Source organism: Enterobacter cloacae complex sp. I1M (assembly GCF_014982425.1).
Taxonomy (GTDB): Bacteria; Pseudomonadota; Gammaproteobacteria; order Enterobacterales; family Enterobacteriaceae; genus Enterobacter; species Enterobacter intestinihominis.
Genome location: NZ_JADCLG010000041.1, coordinates 14,964 through 30,958, shown reverse-complemented (window position 1 = coordinate 30,958; position 15,995 = coordinate 14,964). Strand labels below are relative to the sequence as shown.

14 protein-coding genes are annotated in these 15,995 nt (G+C 53.5%); 9 read left to right on the top strand and 5 right to left on the bottom strand.

The window, feature by feature from the left end:
- Positions 1 to 103: 103 nt before the first annotated feature.
- The 7 genes from bdm (at position 104) to adhP (ending at position 7,203) form a co-directional block, all read left to right on the top strand.
- Positions 104 to 319 (top strand): biofilm-dependent modulation protein, encoded by a 216-nt coding sequence (gene bdm / locus INF86_RS20240; RefSeq protein WP_193543866.1) that lies wholly within the window; start codon positions 104 to 106, stop codon positions 317 to 319.
- Positions 320 to 414: 95 nt separating this feature from the next.
- Complete coding sequence (gene sra / locus INF86_RS20235; RefSeq protein ID WP_023300167.1) at positions 415 to 552, top strand: stationary-phase-induced ribosome-associated protein; 138 nt, start codon at positions 415 to 417, stop codon at positions 550 to 552.
- Positions 553 to 728: 176 nt separating this feature from the next.
- Positions 729 to 2,426: an NAD-dependent malic enzyme gene (locus INF86_RS20230; RefSeq protein WP_022648194.1), complete on the top strand. Its 1,698-nt coding sequence runs from the start codon at positions 729 to 731 to the stop codon at positions 2,424 to 2,426.
- Between the two features lie 300 nt (positions 2,427 to 2,726).
- Positions 2,727 to 3,212: an Hcp family type VI secretion system effector gene (locus INF86_RS20225; RefSeq protein ID WP_193543865.1), complete on the top strand. Its 486-nt coding sequence runs from the start codon at positions 2,727 to 2,729 to the stop codon at positions 3,210 to 3,212.
- Positions 3,209 to 3,643, top strand: a complete 435-nt coding sequence (locus INF86_RS20220; RefSeq protein WP_193543864.1) for a DUF2778 domain-containing protein — start codon at positions 3,209 to 3,211, stop codon at positions 3,641 to 3,643. Before INF86_RS20225 ends, INF86_RS20220 begins: the two co-directional genes overlap by 4 nt.
- 634 nt (positions 3,644 to 4,277) lie before the next feature.
- Positions 4,278 to 5,987: an ABC-F family ATP-binding cassette domain-containing protein gene (locus INF86_RS20215; protein WP_193543863.1), complete on the top strand. Its 1,710-nt coding sequence runs from the start codon at positions 4,278 to 4,280 to the stop codon at positions 5,985 to 5,987.
- A gap of 205 nt (positions 5,988 to 6,192) precedes the next feature.
- Complete coding sequence (gene adhP, locus INF86_RS20210) at positions 6,193 to 7,203, top strand: alcohol dehydrogenase AdhP (RefSeq protein ID WP_022648199.1); 1,011 nt, start codon at positions 6,193 to 6,195, stop codon at positions 7,201 to 7,203.
- A gap of 39 nt (positions 7,204 to 7,242) precedes the next feature.
- Here adhP and INF86_RS20205 read toward each other — a convergent pair whose 3' ends face one another.
- Positions 7,243 to 7,752: an Rrf2 family transcriptional regulator gene (locus tag INF86_RS20205; RefSeq protein ID WP_022648200.1), complete on the bottom strand. Its 510-nt coding sequence runs from the start codon at positions 7,750 to 7,752 to the stop codon at positions 7,243 to 7,245.
- A 130-nt stretch (positions 7,753 to 7,882) separates the two neighbouring features.
- Between INF86_RS20205 and INF86_RS20200 the strand changes: the two genes are divergently transcribed.
- Positions 7,883 to 9,085 (top strand): NAD(P)/FAD-dependent oxidoreductase, encoded by a 1,203-nt coding sequence (locus tag INF86_RS20200; RefSeq protein WP_193543862.1) that lies wholly within the window; start codon positions 7,883 to 7,885, stop codon positions 9,083 to 9,085.
- Positions 9,086 to 9,124: 39 nt separating this feature from the next.
- Here the strand turns inward: INF86_RS20200 and araJ are convergent, their stop codons facing one another.
- On the bottom strand, positions 9,125 to 10,300 hold the full coding sequence (gene araJ, locus INF86_RS20195; RefSeq protein ID WP_023306256.1) for an MFS transporter AraJ: 1,176 nt from the start codon (positions 10,298 to 10,300) through the stop codon (positions 9,125 to 9,127).
- 161 nt (positions 10,301 to 10,461) lie between these two features.
- Between araJ and ppk2 the strand changes: the two genes are divergently transcribed.
- On the top strand, positions 10,462 to 11,280 hold the full coding sequence (gene ppk2 / locus INF86_RS20190) for a polyphosphate kinase 2 (RefSeq protein ID WP_022648203.1): 819 nt from the start codon (positions 10,462 to 10,464) through the stop codon (positions 11,278 to 11,280).
- Positions 11,281 to 11,339: 59 nt separating this feature from the next.
- Here ppk2 and fdnI read toward each other — a convergent pair whose 3' ends face one another.
- Genes fdnI through fdnG form a run of 3 tightly spaced genes read right to left on the bottom strand, consistent with a single transcriptional unit; the run spans position 11,340 to position 15,932 of the window.
- Positions 11,340 to 11,996, bottom strand: coding sequence for a formate dehydrogenase-N subunit gamma (fdnI, locus tag INF86_RS20185; protein ID WP_023300174.1), 657 nt, complete (start codon positions 11,994 to 11,996; stop codon positions 11,340 to 11,342).
- Complete coding sequence (gene fdxH, locus INF86_RS20180) at positions 11,989 to 12,873, bottom strand: formate dehydrogenase subunit beta (protein WP_003857048.1); 885 nt, start codon at positions 12,871 to 12,873, stop codon at positions 11,989 to 11,991. The genes fdnI and fdxH overlap by 8 nt, the downstream gene beginning before the upstream one ends.
- A gap of 11 nt (positions 12,874 to 12,884) precedes the next feature.
- On the bottom strand, positions 12,885 to 15,932 hold the full coding sequence (gene fdnG, locus INF86_RS20175) for a formate dehydrogenase-N subunit alpha (protein WP_154850452.1): 3,048 nt from the start codon (positions 15,930 to 15,932) through the stop codon (positions 12,885 to 12,887).
- Between the last annotated feature and the right edge of the window lie 63 nt (positions 15,933 to 15,995).

The following is a 15,995-nucleotide window of genomic DNA, read 5'->3' as shown; positions in this document are numbered from 1 at the left end:
CCAGGACGAATCTGAACCACAACGGCAAAAATATTTGCCAATCTGAATGTGAATTACGATTTTGCACGCCGTAACATTAAACAGACAACGACACGGAGGCAGCATGTTTACTTATTACCCGGCACATACCACAGCAGCACAACCGGAACTTGTTAACGCGATCGCACAAGGTCTTCACGCCGAGCACGGTGTTGTTACTGAAGATGACATTTTGATAGAACTGACCAAGTGGGTGGAAGCCACGGACAATGACATCCTCAGTGACATCTACCAGCAAACCATCAACTATGTGGTTAGTGGGCGAAACGCACCTCTGTAAAAACCTGCTAAGCTGGATCTGCAACCTAAGGGGTTACATTTCGTTTGCGTAAGCAAGCTTGTCCTTAAAACTATCAACAGGATTGAGGAGTTAACATGAAATCGAACCGTCAGGCACGCCATATTCTGGGACTGAACTACAAGCTCTCTAACCAGCGTAAAGTGGTTATTGAGGAGGGGAGCGAAACGCAGGTTACCCACGCTACCGGCAGAAAACGCCCTTCCGGCAAGTAAGTTCCGGCACGATATTCACAACACCATCGGTAATCCCGATGGTGTTTTTGTTTATGTGTTGCGGTAATTAATATTCAGCTCCTTTATAATACCAACCGACCGCACCCCGTAGCACAGGCCAGAAAGATGACAAAAAGCAGTGTCAGGGACGGATCTTCTTAAAAAGAGTGAGTGACATGGACAACAAACTGAAAAAACATCGTTCCCTTTATATTCCTTACGCCGGTCCGGTTTTACTGGAGTTCCCCCTTCTGAACAAAGGCAGCGCCTTTAGCATGGAAGAGCGCAGCAGCTTTAACCTGCTGGGCCTGCTGCCTGAAGTGGTTGAAACCATTGAAGAACAGGCAGAACGTGCCTGGATCCAGTATCAGGGCTTTAAAACCGAAATCGATAAACACATCTACCTGCGTAATATTCAGGACACCAACGAAACCCTCTTCTACCGCCTCGTGCAGAACCATCTTGAAGAGATGATGCCCGTCATTTACACCCCCACCGTCGGCGCGGCGTGTGAACGCTTCTCAGAGATCTACCGTCGTTCCCGCGGTGTGTTCATCTCTTATCAGAACCGTCACAACATGGATGACATTCTGCAAAACGTGCCTAACCACAACATCAAGGTGATCGTGGTGACCGATGGCGAACGTATTCTGGGCCTCGGTGACCAGGGCATTGGCGGGATGGGGATCCCCATCGGTAAGCTCTCGCTGTATACCGCCTGCGGCGGGATCAGCCCGGCCTACACCCTGCCGGTGGTACTTGACGTGGGGACCAATAACCAGCAACTGTTGAACGATCCGCTGTACATGGGCTGGCGTCACCCGCGCATTACCGACGACGAGTACTATCAGTTTGTGGATGATTTCATCCAGGCCGTGAAGCACCGCTGGCCTGACGTGCTGTTGCAGTTCGAAGACTTCGCACAGAAAAACGCCATGCCGCTGCTGAACCGCTACCGCGATGAGATCTGCTCGTTCAACGATGACATTCAGGGCACTGCGGCAGTGACCGTCGGTACGCTGATTGCTGCGAGCCGTGCGGCAGGCAGCCAGCTCAGCTATCAGAAAATTGTCTTCCTGGGTGCAGGCTCCGCGGGCTGCGGCATCGCCGAGCAAATTATTGCCCAGACCCAGCGCGAAGGCTTAAGCGAAGAGCTGGCCCGCTCCCGCGTCTTTATGGTGGATCGTTTTGGCCTGCTGACCGACGGCATGCCAAACTTACTCCCATTCCAGACCAAACTGGTGCAGAAGCGCGAAAACCTGAAAAACTGGGATACGGATAACGAAGTGCTCTCGCTTCTTGACGTGGTGCGCAACGTGAAGCCGGACATTCTGATCGGCGTGTCCGGGCAGACCGGCCTCTTCACGGAAGAGATTATTCGCGAGATGCACAAGCACTGCGAACGCCCTATCGTGATGCCGCTGTCTAACCCGACTTCACGCGTGGAGGCAACGCCGCAGGACATCATCGCCTGGACCGAAGGTAAGGCACTGGTCGCAACCGGCAGTCCGTTTGATCCGGTGGTGTGGAAGGACAAACTCTACCCCATCGCGCAGTGCAATAACTCCTATATCTTCCCGGGTATTGGTCTGGGAGTTATCGCCTCCGGCGCGTCCCGCATCACCGACGAAATGCTGATGTCTGCGAGCGAAACGCTAGCAGGTCACTCTCCGCTGGTGAATAACGGTGAAGGCCTGGTACTGCCGGAGCTGAAAGACATTCACAAAGTGTCCCGCGCAATTGCCTTCGCGGTAGGCAAAATGGCGCAGCAGCAAGGCGTCGCGGTGAAAACCTCTGCCGATGCGTTGCAGCAGGCGATTGATGATAACTTCTGGATGCCGGAATACCGTAGCTATCGTCGTACTTCGATTTAAATCGGAGTTTTGAACGTTCCCTCTCTTCACAAGGGAGAGGGAACGTGAAGTCCCTTCTCCCTTTTTCCTCTAATTCCCTTAATCCTGCCTATAAATGCTTTGTTGAAAGTCACTCATGATAATTTGGCTTTCAAATGCAGCAGGATCGATCATTTGAAAAATGCATACCTAATCAAAAATCTATATCCTTTTAAAATATATAAATTTTACATAACACTTCTTGCCTAACAAATAGTTTTTCTTAAGAGTTTAGTAACGTTTTGCATCACTAAATTCATTTATTGAAAAAGGAGTTTTGAAATGGCAATCCCAGCATATCTATGGCTGAAAGATGACGGCGGCGCAGATATCAAAGGCGCGGTTGATGTGCAATATCGCGAGGGCAGTATTGAAGTATTAGGATTCGGTCATGGACTGCATCTACCGACAGATAATATGACAGGAAAAATCACGCGTACGCGCATGCATAGCGCTCTGGTTTTTGAAAAGGAGTTCGACAGCTCCAGCCCTTACTTATACAAGGCTGTAGCAAAAGGCCAAACGCTAAAAAGTGCCGAGTTTAAGTGGTACAAAATCAATGATGCTGGTCAAGAGGTCGAATACTTCAACATGTTCCTTGAGAACGTTAAAGTGGTCTCAATATGCCCGGTGATGCATGACGTAAAAAATGCAGCAATGGAAAAACATAATCATTTAGAAAATATTTCCCTCCGTTACGAGAAGATCACATGGCGACACTGTGACGGTAATATCATCTTTGCTGATTCCTGGAATGACAGATCATGAATCTCCTACAGTGCTTTTTCCACCTCAACGGAGGTACGTACGCTACTTTGTCTGTGCCCGGAGTTGGCTTTTTTCCTGCATTTTCAGGGAATGGTGACGCGACGAACCGTGCAGAAAGCGCAAATATACCTGATATCGGCCCACTCCCACCTGGTCGCTATTACATACTTTTACGTGGATTAGGGGGTTGGTATACTCAAACTAAGGATAGTGTTAACGCATTTTTCACCGGTTCGAATCGGAACGAATGGTTTGCATTATATCGCGATGACGGATTGATAAATGATGAGACTTTTGTGAAAGGCGTAAGGCGAGGTGAATTCCGGTTACACCCTATCGGGCCATCTGGCATAAGTAAGGGTTGTATTACGCTTTATAGTCAGAGCGATTTTAAGATTCTGGCATCCGCCTTACTTCGAACTGGAGGGTAGCAATTGGGAAACTACATGATTGCACATGGCGTTGTGCAGGTCTATTAATGAAGGCGGCATTCCTTGTGTTGTTGTGGTGTATAGCCGTGTTTCTATCAATGTTCACACTCTACAAGATTGTTCCACCAGAAACGCAGTACGATTTTGTGGAGCTTTTTGGAATATATGGCGACGAAAGGATAAGGGATTTTGTTTTGTATGTTTTCTTCGGCATGGCCATATTCATTGCGTCTGTAATCACGCTATCCCTGTATTTGCTTATACGAAAAAGATGATTCTGGGCAGCGACGCTGCCCTTCCTTTTATCACATCACGCGCTTAGTTCTGTATCCGCAACCGAAGATATCGCTTTTTGCCGCAGTAGTATGTTCATACTATGAAAATGTTGTATAGTGATGGTTACTAATAATCACTTAACTTATAAGGAGGCCAATTATGCTGTACTGTGAAATTTTCAATGTTTCACATACATTTGGTGATCGCACCAGCTCAAGCGTTATCGGTATCGTGCTGCGATAACTTCCGCTTGAGCGAAGACACCAACCCCTGAAATCCCTTCTCTCGGGCTTACTGAGTTATCGTCAGCGATGTTTGACGAGGCATAAACATGCCTGTAACTCTTGGGTAAGCAACAATGAGCACTTTACTCACTGCACAATCTTTACGTGTTGATACGGCGTTTGGCACGCTATTCGACTCCCTCTCCTTTACGCTGAAAAAAGGCGACCGTATTGGCCTGCTGGGCGACAACGGCTGCGGCAAAAGTACGTTGCTGAAGGTGTTGGACGGCACAGACTCCCCTGCTGCCGGAACCGTCGCATTGGCCGGATACTGTCTGATGGCGCGCGTTGAGCAACACCTGCCAGAAGCCATTTATCCCCTGACCATGCTGGATGCCGTGCTGGCGCAACTGCCCGCGACTGAACGCGAGAGTCTGCACTGGAAAGCTGAAACGCTGCTTGCGGGTATGGGCTTTACACCGCAGGACATGGCCTTAACGTCGGCAACGCTGAGCGGCGGGCAGCACACGCGTCTCCTGCTGGCGCGGGCGATGATCGGCGATCCAGATCTGTTACTGCTGGACGAACCGAGTAACCACCTCGATTTGCCGACCCTGCTCTGGCTGGAACAGTTTTTACAGAACTGGTCCGGCAGCTTTGTGCTGGTCTCACACGACAGGCAACTATTGGATGCCGTCACCAACGGCAGCTGGATCCTGCGCGATAAGATGTTGCACTACTTCGCCCTTCCCTGCACCGCCGCGCGTCAGGCGCTGGTAGCCAAAGACGAAAGTGATGCGCTGCGGCATAAGGCGGAGCAAAAGGAGATTGATCGCGTAACCGCCAGTGCCAGACGGCTGGCCACCTGGGGCAAGGTCTACGATAACGAAGATCTGGCCCGCAAAGCCAAACAGATGGAAAAGCAGGTCGAACGGCTTAAGGAGAGTCAGACAGAGCTCACCGCAGGCAGTCCGTGGACATTAACCCTGCGCGGTGACGCCCTGCGGGCAGACCGGCTACTGGAGATGGAAAACCTAAGCGTAGCGCCTGAGCCTGGCCTGTCTGAGCTGTTTCACGTCGACATTGCGCGGCTTAGAAGTGGCGATCGCGTGGCTATCGTCGGGCGTAATGGCTGCGGCAAATCATCACTGATGAAGCTTATCTGGCGGCATTTCTCAGGTGAACCTTCAGAGGCTGGCCTGAAACTTCATCCTCGCGTGTCGCCAGGCTATTACGATCAGACGCTGAATCAGCTTTCGGAGGAGGCAACAATCTTTGACGCGCTGGAGCCTTTCGCGCCAGATCCGCAGACCCGTAAAATGGCCCTCATCAGTGCCGGGTTCCCGTGGGCGCGACACGGACAAAAAGTCAGTACGCTGAGCGGTGGGGAACGTTCGCGCCTGCTGTTCATCGGCCTGACGCTTGCTCGCTATAGCCTTCTGATGCTGGATGAGCCAACCAACCACCTGGACATGGAAGGCAAAGAGGCGCTGGCGGAAACACTGCAACAGTTTGAAGGCGGAGTGCTGCTGGTGAGCCACGATCGTCAGTTGATTAGCCAGAGCTGTAACCGCTACTGGCTGATTGAGGACGGCAGGCTTAGCGAATGGCACGATGCGGAGGCGGTGTTTGAGCGCCTGCGTGCGAGCACCGGTCCGGTGGTGCCTGAGGCGTCGAAGACTGCATCGAAGGCACCACCTTCAGCGTCTAACGATCTGCTCGAACGCCTGGTTGCCCTGGAAATGCTGCTGGAAGAGGATTTGGCGCGCAAGCCAAAACACCAAAAACCGCAGTTGCAGGCGCAATGGCGAAGAGAGATTGAGGAGATAGAAGCCCAACTATAAATCTGTACCCGGCGGTCGTTACGCCGGGTTTTTTACGTTAGCGTTTTCCCCTACTGATTATTAGAGGATCACCGTATTCTTAATCTGAAACTGAATTAATTGATGACATTATGTTGCGGTTGCCTTGCATTACACCGCCAAAGTATTAATCCTTAATGGGTATTACACCTGCTATGCAGATACTCATTAGTAAAAGGAGAAACACATGAAGGCTGCTGTTGTCACTCAGGATCATCAGGTTAACGTTACAGAGAAAACCTTACGCGCGCTCAAACATGGTGAAGCGCTGCTGAAGATGGAGTGCTGTGGCGTGTGCCATACCGATCTCCATGTTAAAAATGGCGATTTTGGCGACAAGACCGGGGTGATCCTCGGCCATGAAGGGATTGGTATTGTCAAAGAGATTGGTCCGGGCGTCACGTCACTGAAAGTTGGCGATCGTGCAAGCGTGGCGTGGTTCTTCGAAGGCTGTGGCCACTGTGAATATTGTAATACCGGCAACGAAACTCTGTGCCGTGACGTAAAAAACGCGGGTTACTCCGTCGATGGCGGCATGGCGGAAGAGTGCATCGTGACCGCGGATTACGCGGTTAAAGTCCCGGAGGGGCTGGACTCTGCGGCGGCCAGCAGCATCACCTGCGCCGGTGTCACCACCTACAAAGCGGTAAAAGTCTCTGAGATCAAACCCGGCCAGTGGATTGCGATCTATGGCCTGGGCGGTCTGGGCAACCTCGCACTGCAATACGCCAAAAATGTCTTTAATGCGAAAGTTATCGCCATTGACGTGAATGACGAGCAGCTGAAGCTCGCTGCCAGCATGGGCGCAGACTTAACCGTGAACTCCCGCAGTGAAGATGCGGCAAAAGTGATTCAGGAGAAAACCGGCGGCGCACATGCGGCAGTGGTGACAGCGGTGGCGAAAGCGGCCTTCAACTCTGCTGTTGACGCGGTTCGCGCCGGAGGCCGCGTGGTGGCTGTTGGCCTGCCGCCGGAAGCGATGAGCCTGGATATTCCACGTCTGGTCCTGGATGGGATTCAGGTGGTGGGCTCTCTGGTGGGTACTCGTCAGGATCTGCTCGAAGCCTTCCAGTTTGCGGCTGAAGGTAAGGTGGTTCCGAAAGTCACGCTGCGCCCACTGGAAGATATCAACGCCATCTTTAAAGAGATGGAACAGGGCCAGATCCGTGGCCGTATGGTGATTGATTTACGTTCTTAACCGCGGTGGCCGGGTAGCGGGTTTGCCCTGCCCGGCCTGTCACGTAGACGAACGGCGATCGGAAATCCACTCCTGAACCTCGATCTGGAACGTGTCCGGCGCTTTTCGATACATCTTCCGCGCCAGATCCAGGATGGTATGGCGTCCTAACTCCTCTTCCATCCGCTGCTGCGCGCTGTCCATAACCGATCGCACCCCGCACGGTCCGTCACAGACCCAGGCCGGTGGCGTTTCATCAAATACCGCCAGGCGCTGACGCACTTCCCGACATTCGAACATATTCTTATCGCCATCGATGGCGTGCGCCACGTCCAGCACGCTGATCAGCTCTGCCGGACGCGCCAGCCGGAATCCTCCCCCCTTGCCTTCGGTGCTGATAACCAGCCCCGCGCGTGACAAACGAGTGAAAATCTTCCCAAGATAGTCGTACGGTACGCCCTGCAAGGCCGCCATCTCCCGGACGCTCATCTCACGCTCATTGCCTTTTGCATCCACCATACACATCAGGCTATGAATGCCATATTCCACACCAGAACTGTAAAACGCCATAGCTCACTCCGGGTCATTGTTCGCTGCATTATAACGAATTTTAACTCAGAAAAAAGTTGTCGCAGTTAACTCCGACAAGTATAGTGGCAGTTATGTCAGACACACAGCCTGACGAACAAAAGGATCGAGTATGAAAAAGCAGATTTTAATTGTGGGTAGTGGGTTTTCCGGTATGTGGGCTGCGGTCAGCGCCGCGCGTCTTTCTGCTCTGGAAGGTAATAATAGCCTCAGCATTGCCGTGCTGGCCCCGGTGCCGGAACTGCGCGTTCGTCCACGTTTTTATGAAGAGAACGTGTCGACGATGGTCGCGCCAGTGACCGAACTGTTTGCTGAACTGGGTATTGCCTTTATTTCTGGCGAAGCACAACGTATTGATACCTCATCTAAAACCGTTTTGTATCGCGATTCAAACGGCGCCATTGCCGAAGTCAACTGGGAACGTCTGATCCTCGCAACCGGTAGCCAGACTAAACGTCCGCCGATTGCCGGTCTGACTGAATACGCATTTGATATCGACCAACTCGACTCCGCCAGGCTGTTCGAGCAACATCTTGATTCGCTGGTTTCGCGCCCCTCCACCCCAGAACGCAATACCGTGGTCGTGTGTGGCGGCGGTTTTACCGGCATTGAGCTGGCAACGGAACTCCCTGCTCGTCTTCGCACCCGCTTCGGCGCCGATACAAAGACTAAAGTGATCGTAGTTGAAAGAGGTCCAACCATTGGCGGGCGTTACAGCGAAGCGCTGCGTAACACCATTGAAGAAGCAAGCAACGCGCTGGACGTTGAATGGCGTTTAAACAGTGAAATTGAAGCTATTGATGCCAGCGGCGTGACGCTGAAAAACGGAGAGCGCATTGCCAGCGCGACTGTAGTGTGGACGGCAGGGGTAGAAGCTAACCCCCTCAGCCTGCAAATTGACGGGGAACGCGACACTCAGGGACGCCTTATCGTCACCGACACGTTGCAGGTCCCTGCGCATCCGAAGGTTTACGCGACGGGTGATATGGCGCACGCCAAAACGGACGATGCGGGCAACACGGCACTGATGACCTGCCAGCACGCGATCCAGCTGGGGAAATTCGCCGGACATAACGCAGCTGCCAGCCTGTTAAATCTGGAGCCGTACCCTTACCGTCAGGTGAATTACGTCACCTGTCTGGATCTGGGTGGCTGGGGCGCGGTGTACACCGAGGGCTGGGAACAGCGTGTTAAATCCGTGCGCGAGGAAGGCAAAAAGATCAAAGTCGCCATCACCAACGAACTGATTTACCCGCCAGCAGCAGACAAAGCAGTCGCATTTGCCGCCGCTGACCCGCTGGCGAAATTCGTGTAGTCCCCTCCTGTGCCCGCGACCAGCGGGCAAAGCGTGAAATCAGGCCAGCGCTCCTGCGTTGGCCTGACGCTTTTTGGCACATAAAAAACCGTACATCAACAGAGAGGTCATTGCTGAGAAGGATAAGATCGCTGCCGGAAGCGTGACATAGCTCCAGCTAAAGCCGAGCGTAATCATCATTCCACCGAAATACGCGCCTATTGCGCTGCCGAGGTTAAACGCCATTTGCCCGCCTGCGGCGCCCAGCATCTCGCCGCCTTTCGCATTTTGCAGCAGCAGTATTTGCAGCGGCGCAGAGAGCGCAAACAGCCCGGCGCAGCAGACGAACCCCATTACCAGTGAAGCTGTTTTGAGCTCGCCAAACGCGAACAGTAACAACAGCGAAGCCACAATCACCATGTCGGTGGTGGCAGCAATGCGCAGCGGGCTAAAGCGCGACGACAGCTTGCCGCTGAAGACATTACCCAGCACCATGCCCAGCCCCATCAGCATCATGATCGCGGTCATGACGCCCTCGGAAAAGCCTGACACGTTGACCATAAACGGCTTCACGAAGCTAAACCAGGCAAACACCCCGGCATTGCCAAACATCGTAGCGGCAAAAATCAGCCACGGTTCCGGTTTTTTCAGGAAGTGGAATTGTTCTGTCAGCCGGGTGGTTGTCGTGTCGTGAATGTCTGGCACCCACAGCAGAACAGAGAGGATCACCAGCGCATCAAAGACGGCAATCAAAAAGAAGGTGTAGCGCCAGTTAAATTCATGTCCCAGCCACGTCCCGAGCGGGACGCCAAGCAAATTGGCAACGGTCATCCCGGCAATCATCCCTGCTACAGCAACCGTCACCTTACCCGGTGGCGCAATTTTTGACAGGATTATCGCCCCCACACCGAAAATCGCGCCATGCGGGAAACCAGAGATTAAGCGCCCCGCCGCCAGCCCTATGTAGGTGTCAGAGAAGGTAAAGAGCGCGTTACCGACGACGCACATCGCCACCAGAAACAGCAGCGTTGTTTTCAGCGAAAATTTACTGGAGAACAGCGCCACAATCGGCGCGCCGATCACTACGCCAAAAGCGTAAAACGAAATCATATTTCCGGCGGAGGGAATCGAAATGCCCGTATCATGAGCCAGTTCTGTCAGCACGCCCATGATGCCAAATTCAGCCATACCCAGGCCAAAGGTAGCCAGTGCTAACGAAAAAATTGTTTTTTTCATACCGCGACCACTGTTAAAAAATACGCAGCGTGCATTATTGATTAAACTTGTATGGTGAACCAGTTCAAATCAGCTTTCTGACACATTAATCCATTCATTCAGGCCGATTACACGCTTAGTACGGCCTCGATCCCGCGACCGGACCCATAGGGAGACCCGCCATGGTCAGTAAGAAGAAAACCCGTGTTGTTGATGATGTCGTTAAAAACGCGCCGCTCAAAACCAAAGCGTACGAGCAAGAGCTTCGCCGCCTCCATGTTGAACTGGTTAAGCTCCAGCAATGGGTGGTCGCCAAAGGGTTAAAGGTCTGTATTGTTTTTGAAGGACGAGACGGCGCGGGTAAAGGCGGCGCCATCAAAGCCATCACCGAACGCGTCAGCCCCCGGGTGTTTCGCGTTGTTGCGTTACCGGCCCCCACCGATAAAGAGAAAAGTCAGCTCTATTTTCAGCGTTACGTTCCCCATCTGCCCTCTGCCGGTGAAATCGTCATTTTTGACCGGAGCTGGTACAACCGCGCAGGCGTGGAAAGAGTAATGGGTTTCTGTACCGAAGAGCAGGCCGACAAATTTCTTGATGGAACGCCGGTGATGGAAAAAGCGATGGTCGATGCCGGTATCATATTGTTGAAATACTGGCTTGAAGTAACGCCAAAAGAGCAGGAACGCCGCCTGCGCGATCGCATTAATGATGGTCGCAAGATCTGGAAGCTGTCTCCAATGGACATAAAATCTTTCAATCTGTGGGATGAATATACCCTCGCCCGTGATGCGATGTTTAAAGCGACCGACACCGCCTGGGCGCCGTGGTTTGTGGCGCGCTCAGAAGATAAAAAACGGGTTCGGTTGAATATTATTTCGCATCTGCTTTCACAGATCCCCTATAAAGAAATTCACGTTGACAAGGTGGATTTACCGAAACGCAAGATCGGCAAAGTGAAGCCAACAAAATATCCCTTCCGGTATATTGCAGAGCGGTTTTGATACGGGGAAGCAGGCCAGCACAAGCGCAGCGCCGCCGGACAATGCCGACGGCGCAAGGTTTACTTCAACCCTTCCGAACTCTCTTTTTGCGCTTCAAGACGCTCAATGTCGCGGTACCAGCGCGGATGGTGCTTCTGCGCCCAGCGGCGGCTCACCTTCCCTTCAATCATGCCTTTAATCGATCCTTTCACCCAGAATGCCATATACATATGGATCAGAATGGCGTGGATCAGAATAATGGCCGAGGTCGCGTGGATCAACAGCGCGTAGCGCACTACCTGAATCGGGAAATAGTGCGCAAAATACGGACGCCAGATGATCACCCCGGTCACCAGCAGCACAAAAATCATGCTCATGATGGTCCAGAACATCATCTTCTGCCCGGCGTTATATTTGCCCACCTTCGCGACTTTATGCTCGTTGCCTTTCAGAACCTCAACAATCCCTTTTAGCCACGGAATATCCTGCTTGTCAGGGATGTTGTGATGAACGAAACGCACAAACATAAACATCAGCACCACGAAAATCAGTACGCCGAAGAACGGATGCAGAATGCGCCCCATCTGCGGTGTCCCGAAGGTTTCCGTTAGCCACTGTAGCGTCGGGAAGAAGAACGAAATGCCGGATACCGCCACCAGGAAGAAGCAGATGACCACCGTCCAGTGACAGGCGCGATCGACAAATTTTGTGCGCACTATCATTTTCGACTTACTCATGATGCTCCTCCTCGTCGTCATCCACCTCTTTATTCGGCCCGATACCGATGTAGTGATAAATCAGCCCGGCAAAGGTGGCGATAAAGCCCGCCGCTGAGAGCGGCTTAAGCGCCCCTTTCCAGAGGTTGATTGAGGTATCGATCGCCGGATCCTTCGGCAGATTGTGATACAGCTCCGGCTGGTCATTGTGGTGCAGAACATACATGACGTGCGTACCGCCCACGCCCTGCGGGTTATAAATCCCGGCCTTGTCATAGCCGCGCGCTTTGAGCTTATCCACCCGCTGCTGCGCCACTTCCAGCATCTCTTTTTTGGTGCCGAAGTGGATAGCCCCGGTAGGACAGGTCTTCACGCAGGCAGGCTCCTGTCCGACGCTGACGCGATCGACACACAGCGTGCATTTATAGACCCGGTTATCTTCTTTATTGAGGCGCGGGATATTAAACGGACAGCCTGCGATGCAGTAGCCGCAGCCGATACAGTTATCCTGCTGGAAGTCGACGATCCCGTTGGCGTACTGAATAATTGCACCCGCAGACGGGCATGCCTTCAGGCAGCCCGGATCTTCACAGTGCATACAGCCGTCTTTACGGATTAGCCACTCCAGCTTGCCGTTCTGGTCGGTTTCGCTAAAGCGCATCACCGTCCAGGACTTGGCGCTCAGATCAGCCGGGTTATCGTAAACGCCAACGCAGTGCCCCACCTCGTCGCGGATATCGTTCCACTCCGAGCAGGCCACCTGGCAGGCCTTACAGCCCACGCAGGAGGAGACATCGATCAGCTTGGCGACTTCTGCCTTGTAGTCCCGCGCGCGAGGCGCGGGCGTTATCGGGTTGGTCGCGGAGCGTTTAATAATGTCTTGTGTTTCCATCGCCATTTAATCGCTCCTTACGCTTTCTCGATGTTGACCAGAAACGCTTTATACTCCGGCGTTTGCGAGTTGGAATCGCCGACGTTTGGCGTCAGGGTATTGGCGATGTAGCCTTTCTGCGCCACCCCTTCAAAGCCCCAGTGCAGCGGGATGCCGACGGTTTCTACCTGCTGGCCGTGTACGTTCAGACTTTGCAGACGACGGGTGACCACCGCTACCGCGCGAATAAAGCCGCGCTTGCTGCTCACCGTCACGCGATCGCCATTGGCAATGCCTTTCGCCTTCGCCAGCGTTTCGCTTATCTCCACAAACTGTTCCGGCTGCGCGATGGCGTTAAGCCGCGCATGTTTGGTCCAGGTATGGAAATGCTCAGTCAGGCGGTAGGTAGTTCCGACATACGGGAACTTGTCCTTTTTACCTAAACGCAGCACGTCATCTTCATAGATACGCACTACCGGGCTGGAAACTACGTTCGGGTGCAGCGGGTTAGTGCCGAGCGGCGTTTCCATCGGCTCGTAATGTTCCGGGAACGGCCCTTCCGCCAGCTTGTCGATGGCAAACAGACGTCCCAACCCTTCCGGCTGCATGATAAACGGCCCGGTGTTGCTGCCCGGCGCGGCGGTGCTGAAGTCCGGGATATCGTTCCCCGTCCACTTCGTGCCGTTCCACTCGATCAGCATGCGTTTCGGATCCCACGGCTTACCGTTCACGTCTGCCGAGGCACGGTTGTACAGTACGCGGCGGTTCAACGGCCACGCCCATGCCCAGCCCAGCGTGTTGCCCAGGCCTGACGGATCGGCGTTATCACGGTTGGCCATCTGGTTACCCTGCTCCGTCCAGCTGCCGGTGTAGATCCAGCAGGACGAGGCCGTGGTTCCGTCGTCACGCAACAGCGCGAAGCTATTGAGCAACTGGCCTTTCTTCGCGACCATATTGCCGTTGGCATCGTACAGATCGGCCAGCGCCACGCCGTTGTTCTCTTTTGCCACCTCTTCAGACTCAGGATGATCCGGCTGCTTGTAGTTCCAGCTCATCTTCAGCAGCGGCTCTGCGCCTTTGCCGCCTTCGGTGCGGTACATCTCGCGCAGACGATGGTAAATACCGGCCAGAATTTCGCCGTCATTACGCGCTTCACCCGGCGCATCCTGACCTTTCCAGTGCCACTGTAGCCAGCGGCCAGAGTTGGCAATAGAACCGTCCTCTTCCGCAAAGCAGGTCGAGGGCAGGCGGAACACCTCGGTCTGAATGGATGCCGGATCGACATCGTTAGACTCACCGTGGTTCTGCCAGAACGTAGACGTTTCGGTGACCAGCGGATCAATAACCACCATGTACTTCAGCTTGCTCAGGCTGCGAACGACTTTGTTTTTATCCGGGAATGACGCCACCGGGTTAAAGCCCTGGCAGATATACCCCGTGACGTCGCCCTTATCCATCATGTTGAAATACTTGATGACATCGTAAGCCTGATCCCATTTCGGCAACCACTCAAAGCCCCAGTCATTCTCTTTCTGCGCCGCATCGCCGTAGAACGATTTCATCAGACTGACGGCAAACTTCGGGTAGTTACTCCAGTAGTTCACCTGGTCCGGACGCGTCGCTTTTGGCGTGTTGGCGTCAAGCCAGCTTTGCCAGTCGGTCTGCTTCTCCGACGGCAGGGTCAGGTAACCCGGCAGGCTGGTCGACAGCAGGCCGAGATCGGTTAAGCCCTGAATGTTGGAGTGTCCGCGCAGGGCGTTCACGCCGCCACCGGCCATCCCCATGTTGCCGAGCAGCAGCTGGATCATCGCCATGGTACGGATGTTCTGCGCGCCCACGGTATGCTGCGTCCAGCCCAGCGCGTACAGGAAGGTGGTTGTTCTGTCGGCGGCACTGGTGGAGGCCAGCACTTCACATACTTTCAGGAAGTCTGCTTTCGGCGTACCGCAGATGTTTTCCACCACGTCTGGCGTATAACGGGAAACGTGTTGTTTCAGCAAGTTCCACACGCAGCGCGGATCGCTCAGGGTCTCATCGCGTTTCGCGTAGCCGTTTTCGTCGAATTGATAGTTCCAGGACGATTTATCGTACTGACGTTTCTCTGCGTCATAGCCGCTGAACAGGCCATCTTCGAAGGCGAAATCTTCCCGCACCAGCAGGCCGGCATTGGTGTAATGCTTAACGTATTCCGCGTTAATCTTATTGTTTTCGATCAGGTACAACAGCACGCCGGAAAGGAACGTAATATCCGTACCGGAGCGGATCGGCGCATAAATATCAGCCACCGATGCCGTACGCGTAAAGCGTGGATCGACGACAATCAGCGTCGCATCGTTGTTGTTTTTCGCTTCCATCGCCCAGCGGAATCCCACCGGATGGGCTTCAGCGGCGTTACCGCCCATCACCACCACGACGTTTGCGTTTTTGATATCAACCCAGTGGTTGGTCATCGCACCGCGACCAAATGTTGGAGCAAGACTTGCTACCGTTGGTCCGTGTCAGACGCGCGCCTGGTTATCAACCGCCAGCATGCCGAGGGAGCGCACAAATTTTTGCGTCAGCATGCCGGTCTCATTACTTGCCGCAGATGCACACAGCATCCCGGTGGAGGTCCAGCGGTTTACCGTCACGCCCTGCTCGTTCTTTTCAATAAAGTTGGCGTCGCGATCCGCTTTCATCAGTTTTGCAATACGTGAGAAGGCCTCGTCCCAGGAGATGCGCTGCCATTTCTTAGAGCCCGGCGCACGATATTCCGGATAGCGCAGACGGTTTTCACTGTGGACGTAGTCCAGCAGCCCCGCCCCTTTCGGGCAAAGCGCCCCGCGGCTCACCGGATGGTCCGGGTCCCCTTCAATATGATAAATCGCTTCTTTGGCGTTCTTCGCGCCATCACCCAGGCTATACATTAATAGCCCACAACCCACGGAGCAGTATGTGCAGGTGTTACGGATCTCTTTCGCGCGCAGCAGTTTATAGTTGCGTGCCTGAGCCAGCGCCATTTTGGGAGCGAATCCCAGCATTGCGGCTGTTGTTCCGGCCATACCGCCCGCGCAGATTTTAAAAAATTGTCTGCGGCTGACGTCCATTGCTGTCCTCGTTATCTGATAAGACTTCGCGCCGCAAACTAACAGCAAAGCCCCTGTTTTTTT

Bases quoted from the DNA above. Each gene is read 5' to 3' on its own strand.
- adhP (WP_022648199.1), top strand. From the start codon at position 6,193: ATGAAGGCTGCTGTTGTCACTCAGGATCATCAGGTTAACGTTACAGAG.
- INF86_RS20205 (WP_022648200.1), bottom strand. From the start codon at position 7,752: ATGGCGTTTTACAGTTCTGGTGTGGAATATGGCATTCATAGCCTGATG.
- fdxH (WP_003857048.1), bottom strand. From the start codon at position 12,873: ATGGCGATGGAAACACAAGACATTATTAAACGCTCCGCGACCAACCCG.
- bdm (WP_193543866.1), top strand. From the start codon at position 104: ATGTTTACTTATTACCCGGCACATACCACAGCAGCACAACCGGAACTT.
- INF86_RS20230 (WP_022648194.1), top strand. From the start codon at position 729: ATGGACAACAAACTGAAAAAACATCGTTCCCTTTATATTCCTTACGCC.
- sra (WP_023300167.1), top strand. From the start codon at position 415: ATGAAATCGAACCGTCAGGCACGCCATATTCTGGGACTGAACTACAAG.
- ppk2 (WP_022648203.1), top strand. From the start codon at position 10,462: ATGGTCAGTAAGAAGAAAACCCGTGTTGTTGATGATGTCGTTAAAAAC.
- INF86_RS20220 (WP_193543864.1), top strand. From the start codon at position 3,209: ATGAATCTCCTACAGTGCTTTTTCCACCTCAACGGAGGTACGTACGCT.
- araJ (WP_023306256.1), bottom strand. From the start codon at position 10,300: ATGAAAAAAACAATTTTTTCGTTAGCACTGGCTACCTTTGGCCTGGGT.
- INF86_RS20225 (WP_193543865.1), top strand. From the start codon at position 2,727: ATGGCAATCCCAGCATATCTATGGCTGAAAGATGACGGCGGCGCAGAT.
- INF86_RS20215 (WP_193543863.1), top strand. From the start codon at position 4,278: ATGAGCACTTTACTCACTGCACAATCTTTACGTGTTGATACGGCGTTT.
- fdnI (WP_023300174.1), bottom strand. From the start codon at position 11,996: ATGAGTAAGTCGAAAATGATAGTGCGCACAAAATTTGTCGATCGCGCC.
- INF86_RS20200 (WP_193543862.1), top strand. From the start codon at position 7,883: ATGAAAAAGCAGATTTTAATTGTGGGTAGTGGGTTTTCCGGTATGTGG.